General features: G+C 30.1%; 17 protein-coding genes. 11 read left to right on the top strand and 6 right to left on the bottom strand.

Annotated features, from left to right (window positions below; all coding sequences use genetic code 11):
* Positions 1 to 120: 120 nt before the first annotated feature.
* Positions 121 to 306: a hypothetical protein gene (locus tag DWX74_RS02305; protein WP_118548519.1), complete on the bottom strand. Its 186-nt coding sequence runs from the start codon at positions 304 to 306 to the stop codon at positions 121 to 123.
* Between the two features lie 144 nt (positions 307 to 450).
* Here DWX74_RS02305 and DWX74_RS02300 point away from each other — a divergent pair, with 144 nt between their 5' ends.
* From DWX74_RS02300 to DWX74_RS02255, 10 genes are all read left to right on the top strand, one after another.
* Positions 451 to 1,008, top strand: coding sequence for a hypothetical protein (locus tag DWX74_RS02300; RefSeq protein WP_118548518.1), 558 nt, complete (start codon positions 451 to 453; stop codon positions 1,006 to 1,008).
* Positions 1,009 to 1,161: 153 nt separating this feature from the next.
* Positions 1,162 to 1,806: a vWA domain-containing protein gene (locus DWX74_RS02295; protein ID WP_118548517.1), complete on the top strand. Its 645-nt coding sequence runs from the start codon at positions 1,162 to 1,164 to the stop codon at positions 1,804 to 1,806.
* Positions 1,807 to 2,030: 224 nt separating this feature from the next.
* Positions 2,031 to 3,014, top strand: a complete 984-nt coding sequence (locus tag DWX74_RS02290; RefSeq protein WP_118548516.1) for a diaminopimelate dehydrogenase — start codon at positions 2,031 to 2,033, stop codon at positions 3,012 to 3,014.
* Between the two features lie 280 nt (positions 3,015 to 3,294).
* Positions 3,295 to 4,332, top strand: a complete 1,038-nt coding sequence (locus tag DWX74_RS02285) for a sulfurtransferase (RefSeq protein WP_118548515.1) — start codon at positions 3,295 to 3,297, stop codon at positions 4,330 to 4,332.
* A 2-nt stretch (positions 4,333 to 4,334) separates the two neighbouring features.
* A complete protein-coding gene (locus DWX74_RS02280) occupies positions 4,335 to 4,757 on the top strand; it encodes a hypothetical protein (RefSeq protein WP_118548514.1) in 423 nt (140 codons plus the stop codon).
* Positions 4,758 to 4,943: 186 nt separating this feature from the next.
* Positions 4,944 to 5,492: an RNA polymerase sigma factor gene (locus tag DWX74_RS02275; protein WP_158573220.1), complete on the top strand. Its 549-nt coding sequence runs from the start codon at positions 4,944 to 4,946 to the stop codon at positions 5,490 to 5,492.
* Complete coding sequence (locus DWX74_RS02270) at positions 5,485 to 6,048, top strand: zf-HC2 domain-containing protein (RefSeq protein ID WP_118548512.1); 564 nt, start codon at positions 5,485 to 5,487, stop codon at positions 6,046 to 6,048. Before DWX74_RS02275 ends, DWX74_RS02270 begins: the two co-directional genes overlap by 8 nt.
* Positions 6,049 to 6,054: 6 nt before the next feature.
* Positions 6,055 to 6,912, top strand: coding sequence for a YfjL-like protein (locus tag DWX74_RS02265; protein ID WP_118548511.1), 858 nt, complete (start codon positions 6,055 to 6,057; stop codon positions 6,910 to 6,912).
* Positions 6,913 to 7,011: 99 nt separating this feature from the next.
* Positions 7,012 to 7,488 (top strand): HD domain-containing protein, encoded by a 477-nt coding sequence (locus DWX74_RS02260; protein ID WP_286164147.1) that lies wholly within the window; start codon positions 7,012 to 7,014, stop codon positions 7,486 to 7,488.
* 316 nt (positions 7,489 to 7,804) lie between these two features.
* Positions 7,805 to 8,599 (top strand): PIG-L deacetylase family protein, encoded by a 795-nt coding sequence (locus tag DWX74_RS02255; RefSeq protein ID WP_118548509.1) that lies wholly within the window; start codon positions 7,805 to 7,807, stop codon positions 8,597 to 8,599.
* Positions 8,600 to 8,647: 48 nt separating this feature from the next.
* On the opposite strand, the gene DWX74_RS02250 is transcribed toward DWX74_RS02255, so the two are convergent.
* The gene (locus DWX74_RS02250; protein ID WP_118548508.1) at positions 8,648 to 10,900 is read right to left on the bottom strand and encodes a type IA DNA topoisomerase; all 2,253 of its coding nucleotides are present in this window, start codon (positions 10,898 to 10,900) and stop codon (positions 8,648 to 8,650) included.
* Between the two features lie 124 nt (positions 10,901 to 11,024).
* Between DWX74_RS02250 and dut the strand changes: the two genes are divergently transcribed.
* Entirely contained in the window at positions 11,025 to 11,459 is a 435-nt protein-coding gene (dut, locus tag DWX74_RS02245) for a dUTP diphosphatase (protein ID WP_118548507.1), read from the top strand.
* Positions 11,460 to 11,672: 213 nt separating this feature from the next.
* Here dut and DWX74_RS02240 read toward each other — a convergent pair whose 3' ends face one another.
* The 4 genes from DWX74_RS02240 to DWX74_RS02225 form a co-directional block, all read right to left on the bottom strand.
* Positions 11,673 to 12,662 carry an ABC transporter substrate-binding protein gene (locus DWX74_RS02240; RefSeq protein WP_118548506.1) on the bottom strand — a complete coding sequence of 330 codons (990 nt, stop codon included), beginning with the start codon at positions 12,660 to 12,662 and terminating at the stop codon, positions 11,673 to 11,675.
* Positions 12,663 to 13,190: 528 nt separating this feature from the next.
* Complete coding sequence (locus DWX74_RS02235) at positions 13,191 to 14,189, bottom strand: ABC transporter substrate-binding protein (RefSeq protein WP_118548505.1); 999 nt, start codon at positions 14,187 to 14,189, stop codon at positions 13,191 to 13,193.
* A 46-nt stretch (positions 14,190 to 14,235) separates the two neighbouring features.
* A complete protein-coding gene (locus DWX74_RS02230; protein WP_118548504.1) occupies positions 14,236 to 14,991 on the bottom strand; it encodes an ABC transporter ATP-binding protein in 756 nt (251 codons plus the stop codon).
* Positions 14,992 to 15,044: 53 nt separating this feature from the next.
* Positions 15,045 to 15,884: an ABC transporter permease gene (locus DWX74_RS02225; protein ID WP_118548503.1), complete on the bottom strand. Its 840-nt coding sequence runs from the start codon at positions 15,882 to 15,884 to the stop codon at positions 15,045 to 15,047.
* Positions 15,885 to 16,530: the final 646 nt, after the last annotated feature.

Raw genomic sequence — 16,530 nt, 5'->3', positions numbered from 1 at the left:
GATTATTATATGAAATTGAACCGCGGAGTGCCGAACGGCACGCTCCGTGGTGTAGAGGGGCTACAAGTTAGCCCCTACTTGATATGTTATTAGCCTAGGCTAATAACATTTTATTTAATTTTAGTCGTCAAAGTAATCGAAGTTATCGTCTTCATCTTCAAAGTAATCTTCATCGTCATTGAATTCATCGTAGTATTCGTCGTCGAATTCATCATCATCAAATTCTTCGTCGTTGTCTTTTATTCTGTTCCAAGTTAGTAGTATTGGACTATATATTTTTTGTGGAGATATTCTTTTGTTTAGCATAGTATATCCCTCCTTAATTCTTTTAATAAGAATTTCTATATTTTTATCAAAAAATCCTCTTTATATGATAAAACTTTTGATTATTTTCTTTATTATATATAAAATGTAATTAGAAATGATTTTATTTAGTTTGAAGGTGATTATATGAATAAGAGAATAAGTAGTAAACTTTTTAATGAGATTAATAGATATATAAAAGATAGATATATAGATCAAGAAATATTATTTAATGATGCTAGTATATCTTCTTTGCCATTAGAGGAAAAGTGTTTGCAAATTAATGAGGATGTAAAAGTTTGCGAGGTACCAGATTTTCTGAAGCGTAGAAGAAAAATATCTGAGTATGATTTGGAGCAACAGTTAGAGAAGTCTTTTTCTGAGGAGCTTCTTTCTATTATAGAAAAAAGAAATCTTAAGACATCAGATGTTTATAGAAAAGCGAATATAGATAGAAAACATTTTTCAAAGATAAAGAATAATCCAGATTATAGGCCTAGCAAAATAACTGCAATTTCATTTGCACTAGCTTTTGAATTAGATTTGGATGAAACAGAGGCTTTTATTGGGAAGGCTGGGTATAAGCTAACTCATAGTAGTAGATTTGATATTATAATTGAGTATTGTATAGAAAATAAAATATATGATGTATTAGAAGTAAATGATATTTTATATGATTTTGGAGAAAATTTAATAGGATGTTAAATTTAAAAAATACCTTATTATATTTATGGAATAGTTTGTTAGAATTATAATATATAGATTAATTTTTAATTGTCACCTACCGTGCGACCATTTGTATTTTGGAATATTCTATACTGTGAATATAGATAAAAAATATAAAAGGGAGATAATGGTATGAAAAATTTGACAGAATTAGTATTTATAATTGATAAATCTGGATCTATGAGTGGGCTAGAGAGTGATACAATAGGTGGGTTTAATTCACTTATAAAGAAACAGAAAAAAGAAGAGGGAGATGCTCTTGTATCTGCTATATTTTTTAATGAAAAGAGTGATGTGGTATTAGATAGAGTTGATATAAAAGAAGTAAAAGAGCTTACAGAAGAGGAATATGTTTGTATGAGTTGCACAGCACTTTTGGACGCTGTTGGAGATTCGATAAAGCATATAAGAAATATTCATAAATATGCAAGAAAAAAAGATATTCCTGAAAAAACTATTTTCATTATTATAACAGATGGACTTGAAAATGCCAGTGAAAAATACAGATACCATGATGTAAAAAGATTAATTGAAAGAGCTAAAGAGGAAAGTAAGTGGGAGTTTCTTTTCTTAGGAGCAAATATAGATGCAATAGGTGAGGCTAAGAATCTTGGAATTGAAGAAGATTATGCGGTTGAGTTTTGTTGTGATGAGAGGGGAATAGAATTAAATTATGAGGCAGTTTCTGATGCTGTTAAAATGATGAGATGTTGCGATGAGGAAATTGGAAGTGTATGGAAAAAAGATATAGAAGAAGATTTAAAAAGAAGAAAATAAAATATAGATAATAAATATATAAAATAAATTGTAAAGACAACTGATTAAAAATATTAGTTGTCTTTTTATATGTTTGAAAAAATAAAATAAAAGGTATTAGATATTTGCACAAAAAATAAAAAAATTACTTGAAGTAATTTCAAAATTTTTAAAAAATATATATACAAACAAAAAGAATTAATGATATTATTATACTATATTTTATAAACGATGGAGGTTTAACTATGATAAGAGTTGGAATAGTTGGTTACGGAAACCTTGGGAGAGGTGTAGAATCAGCCGTAAGTAAAACAAAAGATATGGAAATAGTAGGGATATTCTCAAGAAGAGATCCTAGCAGTATACATCCACATGATGCAAATATTCCTGTATATAAAATGGAAGATGCAGTAAATATGAAAGACGATATAGATGTTATGGTATTATGCGGAGGAAGTGCAAAAGATTTACCAGAACAGACTAAAGAATTTGCTAAATATTTCAATGTAGTTGATAGTTTTGACACACATGCAAGAATACCAGAACATTTTGCAGCAGTTGATGCAGAATGTAAAGAATCAAATAAAATAGCAGTGATATCTACTGGATGGGATCCAGGTATGTTCTCACTAAATCGTGTTTATGCTAGTGCAATATTACCAGAAGGGGAAGCATATACATTCTGGGGAAAAGGTGTTAGCCAGGGACATAGTGATGCAGTAAGACGTGTTGAAGGTATAAAAGATGCTAGACAGTACACAATACCTGTACCAGAAGCATTAGATGCAGTTAGAAGTGGATCTAATCCAACACTAACTACTCGTCAGAAACATACAAGAGAAGTATTTGCTGTAGCAGAAGAAGGCGCTGACTTAGATAGAATAAGAGAAGAAATAGTTACAATGCCTAACTACTTCGATGAATATGATACAACTGTACATTTCATAGATGAAGAAACACTTCAGAGAGAACATGGTGGAATACCTCATGGTGGATTTGTAATATACAGTGGTACAACTGGATGGGAAAATGAAAACAAACATGTTATAGAATACAGCTTACAGCTTGATTCTAACCCAGAGTTTACTTCAAGTGTGCTAGTTGCTTATGCTAGAGCAGCATACCGTATGAATCAGGAAGGCATGAAAGGTTGCAAAACTCCATTTGATGTAGCTCCAAGTTACTTACATCCATTATCAAATGAAGAATTAAGAGCAAAAATGTTATAATTAGAGAATTTAGAGTGTGTAGTCACTTTTATGGCTACACACTTTTTTTATGAAAAAATAAAATGTTAGTAGAATAATTATGTATTTAAGTAGTTTTAATAAAGTACAATAAAGAGTAGATGAGATAATATATAATTGATAATGATTATAAAGATTAACTATGATAATATTGAAAAAAACTATAGAAAGTGTTAAAAATATAGAGATTTAATATTTGACGCAAAAAATTAACATTGTTAAAATAAAAATGAAAAATTAATAATAATAGGAGGGTTATACTATGAATAAGAAATTAGTTAGTCTTTTACTAACAGCAGTATTATCTCTTGGTGTGCTTACTGGTTGCTCATCAAAAGAAGAACCTAAAGAAGCTGATACTAATACAGAAAAAGTAACAGCTGAAGCAGTTGATACTAAAACTGTATTTGTAACACCTGAATGGGTTCAGAGTGTTATAGACGGAAACCAGAAAGAATCTGAAAACTATGTTATAGGTGAGGTATCTTGGGGAACTTATAAAGATAGTCCAAGTTATACAAAAGGTCATATACCTGGTGCTATACATATAAATACAGATAGTGTAGAAGAGGGACCGGTATGGAATATCCTATCTCCAGAAAAAATAGAAAAGAGCATGCTAGAAAATGGTATAACAAAAGATACTACAGTTATACTTTATGGTGATCCTTCTGCAGCAGGAAGAGTTGCATTTACATACCTTTGGGCAGGTGTTGAAAATGTAAAAATGTTAAATGGTGGAATAGAAGCGTGGGAAAAAGCTGGATATAAAACAGAAACAGATGTAGTTGAAGCTAAAAAAGCTGAAGACTTTGGAACAAAAGTACCAGCTCATCCAGAATATTGCTTATCTATAGAAGATACTAAAGAAAAATTAAAAGATGAAAACTTTAAATTAGTAAGTATAAGAAGCGAGGATGAATTCCTAGGAAAAACTAGTGGATATGCATATATAAATAAAGCGGGTGAACCAGAAGGTGCAGTTTGGGGATTTGATACAGATAGATATGTAAATGAAGATGGAACTTGTATAAATATGGAACAGATGAAAGAATTATGGAATGAATGTGATTTCTCAGCTGATAATGAACTTTCATTCTACTGTGGAACTGGTTGGAGAGCTTGTGTACCATGGTTAATATGCTATGAAAATGGTATGACAAACATGACTGTATTCGATGGTGGATGGAATGAATGGCAGATGGATGACAGCAATCCTGTTCAGGTAGGAGATCCTGCTAGTGATGATTGCGTGCATACAACTGTTGGAGAATTATCAAACGATAAGGCAGCGAAATAATAATGAAGAAAGTAATATATTGGATAGTAAATTTATTAGAAATAGCATTTTTAGTAGGGGCGTATCTTGTAAACTATTTTACACCTAGAAAAATGGGTATGGCTAGATTTGTTATGTACAAAAATATGATGATAGAAGAGCAATATGTTAATCTACAAAGTATGAAAATGACAGCTGTGGGAGTAGTTATTTTATTAGCGGTAATAACAATAGCTTTATACTTTGCTAAAAAGAAAAATGTAAAAATATCTATGATTGTTGTTACATTAATAATGACAGCATTGTACTGTGGATTTACAATGCTAAATTCAAAAGATACGTATACAGCATTTTATCTTATGAGCCCACTTATAGGATGTGCAGCATTAATACAAATACTAAAAACATTAATAAGTATTCTATTCACAAAAAAGGTAATTAAATAAATAATAAGAAATATAGTGTGTAGTTAGTTTTCTAGCTACACACTTTTTTTGTGAAAAAAATAGAAAATATAATTTTACTAACTTTATTAACATTGTGCTAATATTAAATAAAAAACAAAAAATTTCTAAAATCTTGTAACAAAAACCACTTACAAAACGACTAATCTAATGAAAGGAGGAATCCCGATGAAAGAGCTTATCCAAGAACTATTCAACCAATACTACAAAGACATCTACAAATACATATACAGCCTTTGTCGAGATACTTCCGTTTCAGAAGAAATAACATCAGAAGTATTCGTCGAAGTGGTAAAATCAATAGCTACATTTAGAGGAGAATCGGACATAAAAACATGGCTATTCTCAATTGCAAGACACAAATGGTATACATATTTAAGAAAAAAATCAACTCAAATAAAAGCAGAGAGTTTACACAATTTATATGACTATAATTTTTCAGAAATCAATCAAAATATAACAGGAAATAAAAATAATTCATTGGAAAATATAAATGAAGAAATATTCTATAAAGAATTAAAACGAACTATATCAGAAATACTTAAATCAGAATCAGAACTTAGCAGAAAAATATTCAATATGAGAATAGATGGATACTCATACGTTGAAATTGCAGCAATATGCAATATTTCTGAAAGCTCAGCTAGAGTAGTGTTCTTTAGAACAAAAAACAAACTAAAGAAAATATTGGAGAAGGAGGGATTTAAAAATGACTAAAATTACTTGTGATATTTGTATGGATTTGATGCCACTTGTTCAAGATGGTGTGGCGAGTGAAGATAGTGAAAATGCTGTTAAGAAGCATATTTCAGAGTGTGAAAGTTGTAAAAAAATATATGATGAAATGTATACAAATAACAAAAATATAACAGAAGATAATAAGAATTCTCAAATAATAAACCCTCAATCAATAAACATAGATAAAGTAGCTAAAAAGGTTGAAAAGAAAATAAATAAATATTTAGGTATGATAATTATATTTGGTATTTTCTTTGGTCTTAGTTTGACAGCTAGTGAAGAAATGTTTCTAAATTCATTTATTATGCCAATAATAGGAGTTTTTGGGTATTATTTATTCCGTTGGAAAGCTGCATATACAATACCTTGTATCATTGTAATAAGTAACTTTATAATCAATGGAATAGGATTTTTAAGAGGAGTAGAGCATTTAGATATTATGTCAATGGTTATGTGGGGAGCTATATACTCTTTGTTTGCAATTATTGGAACTATAATTGCAGGACTACTACATTTTGGATTGAGAAAGGAGTAAGTGAATATGACTAAAAAATTTTGGAAAAGATTAGCGGTTGTTGTTGCTATACTGATGATTGTAGTACTTGCTGGATTTGCAAATGCATTTATGGGAAATCCAGTTTCAAAGATGCTTGCTCAAAACACTGCCGAAGAAATATTAAAAACAAAGTATAAAAACAAGGATTATCAGATAGATGATGTTGTTTATAGTTTTAAAGATGGATATTATCATGCTAGAATAAGCTCACCAAGTAGCATAGATAGTAAATTTAACTTGAGCATTAATATGTTTGGAAAACTAGAATATGATGATTATGCTAGTATAACTGATGGATACAATACTGCAGATAGGTTAAACGATGAATATAGAAAATTAACTGATCCTATTTTAGAAAAGATAATGCTTAAATATAAAGGTGATATATACTATGGAACACTAGAAATACGTACAAAAAATAGTATAGATTATGAAAGTGAATATGATGATATACCAGAGTATGCTATGGTTCAAGAGAGTTTAGAGGTGGATAAGCTTTATGATATTAGAAAATTAGGGCAGTCAGTAGGGCATATAATTATTTATATTGAAACTGACGATATTAGTCCTAAAAATGCGGCAAATATTTTAAAGTATGTTAGAGAAGAATTTGATGAGGCAGGTGCTCCTTTTAGAGCTATAGACTTGACTTTAAGACATAATAAGACCGAAACAGGGAGTGTGCCTAATGGTGAATTAAATATAATAAACTTTAATTACGATGATATTTATAAGGATGATTTAGTTGAAAAAGTTAAAAAAGCAGATAAAGAAGCTAAAGAATATTATGCAAAATTAGATAAAGAAAAGCTAGAACAAGAAAAAGAAGTAGATGAAAAATAAATCAAAATAAGTTTACAATAATTAATTATTTTTTATAAAAACTTTAGAGATAATTAAGGAAAAAGTGTTAATATAAGTATGAACAAAGGGGGCATGCTTATGAAAAAAATAAACGACATGATACAAATATTAGAGGAAAAAGGTAGATTTAAAGAAACTAAAAATTTTATTCAGCATGGAGATGTTTCTGTATATGAACACAGTGTATTAGTTGCTAAAAAGAGCTTAGATCTTGCTGAAAAATTTAATATAGATGTAGACGAAGAAGCACTTATCAGAGGTGCGTTGCTTCACGATTATTTTTTATACGATTGGCATGAAAAGGATGATAGTCATAAATGGCATGGATTCTTCCATCCAATGAAATCTCTAAAAAATGCTATGAGAGATTTTGAAATTTCAGAAATAGAAGAGGATATAATCAAGAAGCATATGTTTCCACTGACACCAGTACCACCTAAAACAAAAGAAGCTTGGCTAGTTTGTATGGCAGACAAAATTTGTGCTATGAAAGAAACTGTAGAGCCAAGATACAAAAAAGTTTGGAATAAGGTGAAGAGAATAGCTATATCTTAAAGAAAATTAATTAAAAAATAAATTAAGTAGTATATAATTGAATAACAAAATCAAAAGATGTCTGATATTTAAGGCATCTTTTTTTTGTTACAAATCTGCTTTAAAAAATACAAAATTGTTATATTTTAATATAATACTTCATATAAAATTTAAATAATAATACAAAATTGATTTAAATTATTAAAAAATCACCCCAAACTATGACAAATTATAACAAGATTAGCCATATCCTAGTATTAAATAATTAAGTATGTTAGTATAGGCAAAAGCAAAACAATAACTTGTTTACAAAATAAAGAATACTAGAGGTGATAATATGAAAAATAAAAAAATAAAAATAATTCTTAGTATGCTTTCAATTTTGTTTTTAGGAATAGTGAATACGGCTTTAGGTGCTCAAGATAATATAATTGATAAACTATCAAACAAAAGCTTTAAACAACATGTTGTATTTTATCCACAACATCAGGATGATGAAGTTTTGTGGGGAGGTAGCGCAATTAGAAAAGCAATAGAGCAGTGTGGAGCAGACAACGTATACGTTGTATTAGTTTCAGATGGGTCAGGAGTAAATGTATTTTTAAGAAATCCCAGATTTAAAGGAATTTCTAGAAAAGAAAAGGAAGAACTTAGAAATAATGAATTTAAAGCAGCTTTATCTGAATTAGGTGTTAAAGATAAGAATATAATAATACTTGCAGATAAAGATAATAAACCAGGAACACATTACGAACTTATGGAAAAAACAGCATTAAAATTTGAAAAAGAATTAGGAAGCGTTACACATGTAGCACATCATTATAAATACGATGATCATATAATGCACAGAAAAAACGGAGAAGTCTTGAAAAAACTTAGTCAGGAGCATAAAATCAAAGATACTAGATATTTTATGAAACCTAAATATATAGAAAATATACCTGAAGAAAAAAGAGAATACTATAAATCAGAAACTGAAAATGAAAGATATAGAGTTAAAAAGGCTATGGATCAGTATAAGGTTATAGACGAAAATAAAGGAAAATTGGGAATTGGATATATATCTGCACACTCATACTTTGACCATCTATACAAAGATCCTGATTATACATCAGTATTAAGTATTTACTAAATAAAAGGCGATTGAAAGATTTCAATCGCCTTTGGTTTGTTATTATAATTATATTCTTTCTATTATCCAACCATAAGCTCCATTGGCTGGATTTTTTTGATATTTAACTATAGCGTCAAATTTATTTCCATTTGCATCGGTAAATGATTTTACCTTAGCTTCACCTTTTTTTAGCAGTGATTTTACCAAAGTTTTATTAGGTTTCTTTTTAAACTTTTTAAAGCATTGATCTTCGTTCCAAATTCCATATCTACAATCTTTGTAGTTCTCACAGAAGAACCCTTTTTCGTATTCATATACGTCAGAACCACACACTGGACATTTTCCTAAGCTCTGTTTTTCTCCAGAATCTTTTGAAGTGGATTTTGAAGAAGATGTTTTTGCTGAGCTTGAATCTGATTTTTTAGCCTTTGTAGTTTTAGTACTAGCTTTACTTTTTTCTTCCATAGATTTTAAAGAAGATTCTTTGACGTATTTTTTATATTTAGTACTGTAAACATAGTGTTCTGGATTTATATTTTTTCTTGAATCCATTTTCATAGTATTGACACTTCTTACCACGAAAGAGCAGATATTGTTAAGGTATTCTTTTCTAGTAAATTGTCCTTTCTGAATATCGCTCAGACTTTTTTCTAGTTTCCCTGTAAAGTCGACATCTAGAAGCTCTTTTACAGGGAAGATTTCAACAAGGTTTATTCCAAGCTCTGTTATATAGTATGATTTACCTTTCTTTTTAACATAACCTACATCTTTTATCTTTTTAAGTACATCAGCTCTAGTAGCTGAGGTACCAATTGAATATCCAGAAAGTACAGTTGTATCGTCATCAGATACATTTTTACCACAGTTTTTCATGGCTTTTAGAAGTGTATCTTCTGTGTATGATTTTGGTGGAGTAGTCTGCTTTTCAACTGGTGCAGCACCTAGTACATCGACTTCTTCACCTTTTTCAACGAATGGAAGAAGCTCGTTTTTATCCTGCTTATTGTAAACTTCAAGATATCCTTTAGATTTTAGTACTTTTCCTTTTGTTTGGAATATTTTTCCGTCGACATCTGTTTTTATGTCGGTATTTTCAAATTCTGCAGGAGGCATAAAGTTTGCGACAAATCTATCTCTAATTGCGTTGTATACTATCATCTCGTCTTCATTAAGTCCTGTTGGTATTATATAGGTAGGCATTATGGCACTGTGGCTGTCTACTTTTGAAGAGTCGAAAACTCTCTTAGTCTTAGTAAATTTGATTTTATCTTTATAAGGAAGATTTTCTTTTATTTTATTTAAAGTCTGTTCTGCTTTAGAAGCTAAACTTTCTTCTAAATAGATAGAATCTGTTCTAGGATATGTGATAAATCCCCCTTTTCCTTTCCCTTCATAAAGAGACTGACATACACTAAGGACTTTATCAGAAGTAAATCGAGCATATTTAGAAGTTATATACCCCTGTAAAGATGTAAGAGAGAATAGCTTTGGAGCGTATTCTTTGGTATTTGTAACCTTTTTATCTTTTATAGTACCTTTATCTGAATTTATTTCAGATACTATTTTTTTACATTCTTCTAAATCGTCTATTCTACTTTCTTTTCCTTTATATATATACTTACCTTTGTAAGTTCCGTTTTTAGCTTTGAAATTTCCTTCTATTTCGTAATATGTTTTAGGAACGAAATTTTTAATTTCCATATCTCTATCGTATATTAATTTAACTGTAGGTAGGATAACTCTACCAATGTTTAACATTTTTCCGTTTCCGTATTTTAAAGTAGCAACTGATGTAAAGTTTATTCCAATTAGCCAATCTGTTATAAGACGAGTGTACCCAGCAGCCTGAAGATTTAGCATTTCATTGTTTTCTTTAAGATTTTCCATACCTCTAGTTATATCTTCTGGAGTCCATTCGTTTACAAGTATTCTTTTAATTGGTATTTTTGGCTTTATAAGGAAGAAAATTAAAAATGCTATAAGTTCTCCCTCTCTATCATTATCGGTTGCATTTATTATATATTCTATATCATCTCTTTTTAGAAGAGATTTTATTACATTAAACTGATCTCTTTTACTTTTATCTACTTTAAACTTAAATTTGTCTGGCGGAATGAAAGGAAAGTTTTCCATTTTCCAAGAGCCAGAGTATTTTTCTTTGTCGTAGTCTTTAACATCGTAAAGGGAAACTAAATGCCCAACAGCGTATGTAACTATATATCCATTTCCCTCAAAATAGCCTTGATTTCTTGTCTTAGCACCTAAGAAAGAGGCTATAGTTTTTGCTACTGACGGCTTTTCTGCCAGTATTAATTTCATCTACTCGCCACCTTTTTGATTTATTTTAAAAATTTGTATATATCTCTATACTTTAATTATGTACCAAATTATACCTATTTAGTATATAATAAATGTAGAAAATATTCAATAATGGAGGGAACACATGTTTGAACTTAAAATAAAAAAATTAAATGAAGATGCGATAATACCTAATTTTGCACACAAAGGTGATGCAGGTATGGACCTTTACTCAACTTCTGAAGTTGAAATACCAGCAGGGGAGACTAGATTAATAAAAACTGGAATAGCAATACAGCTTCCTCATATGACAGAAGCTCAGGTTAGACCAAGAAGTGGGCTAGCTTTAAAACATTCTATAACAGTATTAAACACTCCTGGCACAATAGATGAAGGATACAGAGGGGAAATAGGTGTAATACTTATAAACCATGGAAAAGAAACTTTTGTTGTAGAAAAACATATGAAAATTGCTCAGATGGTAATAAAACCAATATATGAAGTAAATGTAGTAGAAGTAGAAGAATTAACTGACTCAGAAAGAGGAGAAGGTGGATTTGGATCTACAGGAACAAAATAGTGATATACAGAAAGAGGCTATTGAAAATTTTTCAGTAGTCTCTTTTTTAGTCTTTGCTTTTCTGAGAAATTGAACTCGACAATCTGGAAGCGCCCCACAACATTTAAATGTGTTATATTAATGGGTGGGGCGCTGAAGCCTGGAGAGCAAATAATTGCGATTATCTACATAAAAATAGGCTGTTGTAAATATTACAACAGCCATTTTTAATTCTTATTTAAATGTTGCGTTTTCTATCTGAGGATCTTTTATTCCAAGTGTTTCCATTGTTGATTTGTTTATTATTGTTTCAGTTTCTTCTAGTGTAGCCACTGGTAATTCAGAAGGCTGTTTTTCACCTTTTAGTATCTGAGCTGCCATTTCTCCAGCTTTTTTACCAAGTTCTTTGTAGCTTATTCCGTTGCAAGCTAGTGCACCATTTTCAACATGTCCTTCTTCAGAACCTATAACTGGTATTTTGTTTTCAGTTGCTACCTTAGTTATTATTGGCATTGAAGATGCTACTAAGTTGTCTGTAGGAGCGAATATTACATCTGCTTCTTTTGCAACTGCTGCAACTGCCTGGTTAACTTCATTTGCCTGAGTTGCACCTTTATCTATTACTTTTATTCCTTCTTTTTCGGCTGCTTCTCTTAAAGCATCTACCTGTAATTTAGAATTTATTTCACTTGTGTTGCATACAACACCTATTGTTTTAACATCTGGTACGAATTTTTTTATTAGTTCTAATGATTTATCTACTGGTATTGCATCAGATGTACCAGTTACATTATTTTCTGATGATTCATTGCTTTTTACAAGTCCAGCTTCAACTGCATCTGTAACTGCTGTGAATACTATTGGTATATCCTGAGTAGCATTTAATGCAGCCTGAGCAGATGGAGTAGATACTGCAAATATTAAGTCTTTTTTATCATTTGCAAAGTTACTAGCTATTGTCTGAGAAGTAGGGTTATCGTTCTGAGCATTTTGGAAATCTACTTCTAGGTTTTCTCCTTCTACAAAACCATTTTCTTTAAGTCCTTCTATAAATCCTTCTCTTGCCCGATCAAGTGCTGGGTGTTCAACTAACTGTGTTATACCTATTTTTTTTACTTCATTAGATGAACCTGAAGATTCACCACTACCTGAGCATCCTGTAAGTAATGTTGCTCCTAATGTTAATGATAATACTAAAGATAATAATTTTTTATTTAATTTCATTTTATTTTCCTCCAAGTTTGTTTTATTGTATTTGAAGTTTCTAGTTGTATGGTTAATTTTTTAATGCTATGATTCGAGTTCCAGGGAAAAAATAAAAGCCATATAGTTTAAGACTACATGGCTTTTATTGATTATTATATTACTATAAAAAATAAAGCCACATAATACTCGATCTATGCGGCTTATATATAAGTAATGAAACTTCATAAAAATCGACTTATTATAACCTGCACAGACACAAAGCCCTGGATTGTATTTACCGAGGTCTGTATCTGTACAAAGTGTTTCTATTAGATACAGCCTCTAAATATATAGGTTATAATAGTAATAATAAAGTCTAGTTTTCATGATAGTTTCTCCTTTTCATTCGTTATAATTTATTAGTTCTTGAAATAATATTTTACAATTCTTTTAATTTACTGAAAATTGATTATCTTTTGAACTTGTATATATTCTAAAATATAAAATGCATAGTGTCAAGAGTTTTTTGAAAATTTATTAAATTGTTTTTCGTTATATAAATAAATCTTAGTTTTCTGTTTTTACAAGTTTTACGTCCATATCAGCTGGTTTTTCTATGCCTAAAGTTTTCATAGTATCTTCATTCATAGTTATAACTGGTTCGTCCATAGTTTCTACAGCTAGATCAGAAGGCTGTTTTTCGCCTTTTAATATCTGAACTGCCATTTCACCAGTTTTGTATCCTAACTGATAGTAGTCAACACCACCACAAGCAAGAGCTCCAGATGTTACAGAACCTTCATCAGATGCTATTATAGGTAATTTATTTTCATTAGCAACTTTTGCTATTATAGGCATTGAAGATACAACTAGGTTGTCTGTTGGAACATAAAGAACATCTGCTTTACCAACAACTGAAGTTATAGCCTGATTTACTTCTGAAGATGCGCTGATTCCTTTTTCTATTACTTCCCAACCTTTAGTTTTAGCGTATTCTTTTAAAGAATCAACCTGAACCTTAGAGTTAACTTCACTTGTAGAGTAGATAACAGCTATTTTTTTAGCTTGTGGAGTTAATTTTTCAACTAAAGACATAGTTTTGTCTATTGAAAGGAAGTCTGATGTTCCTGTTACATTTCCGCCATCTTTGTTATCTAAAGATTTTACTAGTCCTGCTTCTACCGGATCAGTTACAGCTGTGAATAGTACAGGTATATCCTGTGTAGCGTTGAATGCAGCCTGAGCTGATGGAGTAGATATTGCGTATATTAAATCTTTTTTATCATTTACGAAATTACTTACTATTGTCTGAGAAGTAGGATTATCGTTCTGAGCATTCTGATAGTCTATTTCTACATTTTCTCCGTCTTTATATCCGTTGTCTTCTAGTGCTTTTATGAATCCTTCTTTAGTCTGGTCAAGAGAAGGATGTTCTACAAGCTGGGTTATACCAACTTTCTTAACTTCATTCGAAGAAGATTCACCTCCACCAGAACATCCAGTAAGCATTGATACTGATAAAACTCCTGTAGTTATAAGTGCGATTAGTTTTTTGTTGATTTTCATAATAATTTCCTCCGTTTTTTTAGTTTTTGATTTGATTTGGTATTTTTTATACAGCGTATTCGAATTTTTCTAAAATGTCTTCAACAGTCATTTTTTTCTTATCTTCGCCGTTAACATCCATTACTATTTCACCTTTGTGTAGCATAACAAGTCTATCTCCGTATTCTAGAGCGTGTTTTAAGTTATGAGTAACCATAAGAGTAGTTATGTTTTTCTTTCTAACAATTTCGTTAGTAAGAGCTATTACCTCATTTGATGTTTTTGGATCTAAAGCTGCTGTATGTTCATCAAGTAGTAGTACCTTTGGATCTGCTAAACAAGACATTATTAGCGATAATGACTGTCTTTGTCCTCCTGATAAGAACTGAACCTGAGTATCAAGGAATTTTTTTAAATCAAGAGATATGCCTTCTAATAAAGCTTCAAGTTTATCATCTGTATGTCTTAGGCATTTTCTAAGATTTAAAAGTTTTCCTTTGTTTAATGCTAGAGAAAGATTTTCTCTAACTGTCATAGAAGGACAAGTTCCTAAGCTTGGATTTTGGAAAACTCTACTGATTACCTGAGTTTTTCTATGTTCAGGAAGATTACTGATATCTGTTCCATCTAATAAAATCTGTCCTGATGTTTCTTTTAATAATCCTGAGATTATATTTAATAGAGTAGATTTACCAGTACCATTACTACCTACTATGCAAACAAATTCTCCGTCTGGTATATCTATTGAAAGTTTGTTTAAAACTGTATTGTCATCTCCACATGGATTTGGGAAGGTTTTAGTTATTTTTTTAAGCTGTAGCATTTTTATCTCTCCTTTTTTATGTTTTAATTCTATCTGTATTTTTAATATAAATTTTATTCTTTTGCTGTTTTTTTCTTTAACTGAAGATTACCTACTGCTAAGAATGCAACTATTACAAGTGAACTTATAAGTTTTAGATCTGTAGAAAGCATTCCTAAGTTTAATGCGAAGTAGATAGTGAACTGGTATATGAAAGCACCTATTAGTATTGCTGTTGTAGCTTTGACAGCTCTTATTTTTTTGAATAGTGTAAGTCCTATTATTATTGATGCTATACCAAGTACTAGAGTACCAATTCCCATTGTTACATCTGCGAATCCTTGGAACTGTGCCATTAGAGCTCCTGATAGAGATATTAAAGCATTTGATATCATAAGTCCTAGTATTTTTATATTTCCGATATTTATTCCAAGTGATTTTATCATCTGTTCATTATCTCCAACACCTTTTAATGTGTATCCAAGTCCTGTTTTTAAGAATAAATCTAATAATATTTTTGCTATTAATACGAATATAAGTGCTATTACTACTGGAGGTATATCTCCTTTGAATAGGTTAGGGAATGTGAATAGAGGGATGTTTGATTTTCCCATTATTCTAAGGTTTATTGAGTAAAGCATTCCCATTGTAAGTATTCCTGATAATAGATTTGAGATTTTTACTTTTATGTGAAGAAGTCCTGTAACCATTCCAGCTAAAGCTCCTCCAACTACTGCAAGTAGTACTCCAACTAGTGGATTTAATCCTCCTGCAAGTGCTGCTGCTGATATTGCTGCTCCCATTGTGTAACTTCCATCTGCTGTCATATCTGGGAAGTCTAGTATTTTGAAGGTAATGTATACCCCAATCGCCATAATTGCTAAAATTAAACTTTGTGTAACTACTGAAATCATAAATTCAAACACTCCTCTTAAAAATTTTTTTGATTTTTATTTTTAATAACTAAACTTTTTTTAATAACTAAACTTTCAAAGTGAAAATTGTAAAAATAAAAGCCGCATAGTTTATATTTCTATGCGGCTTCAATATTCATATAAAAACAATTTATATAAAAATAGATGTAAAAAAACCACATAGTATTTGCTCTATGTGGCCGATATATTTTATAAAAACTTTACAAAACAAACAAATCGAAAATTAGCCAACATAGATACAGTCGTAAAATCCTAACGGCCTGTACCTATTCGCATGGAATCGATACAAACCGATCTAATAGTGGCTAAAATAAAATCGTCTCTGTTTATTCTTTAAAGTCTTCATAACATTCTCTCCCTTTCGTTTAATAATTAAAAATTTGAAATATTTTTCTGAAAATTTTGTAATTCATTTTCTATGGTTCTTATTGTAGCTCAGAGATTTTTTTCTGTCAACACAAAATTTAAAATTTTTTTAAGTTTTTAGAAAATTTGATATATTTACTGCTAAAATAAATAACTTGAAAGTATTGAAAATACTATTATCTTGTAATGAATAAAAATCTTGAAAAATTTTTAGAAAATTAGTTAAAATTGAATTTAAATATAACAATAAACTTACCTA

Origin of the sequence: Peptoclostridium sp. AF21-18, assembly GCF_003478825.1 — a bacterium.
Taxonomy (GTDB): domain Bacteria; phylum Bacillota; class Clostridia; order Peptostreptococcales; family Peptostreptococcaceae; genus Peptacetobacter.
This window is presented reverse-complemented; position numbering and strand designations above follow the sequence as displayed.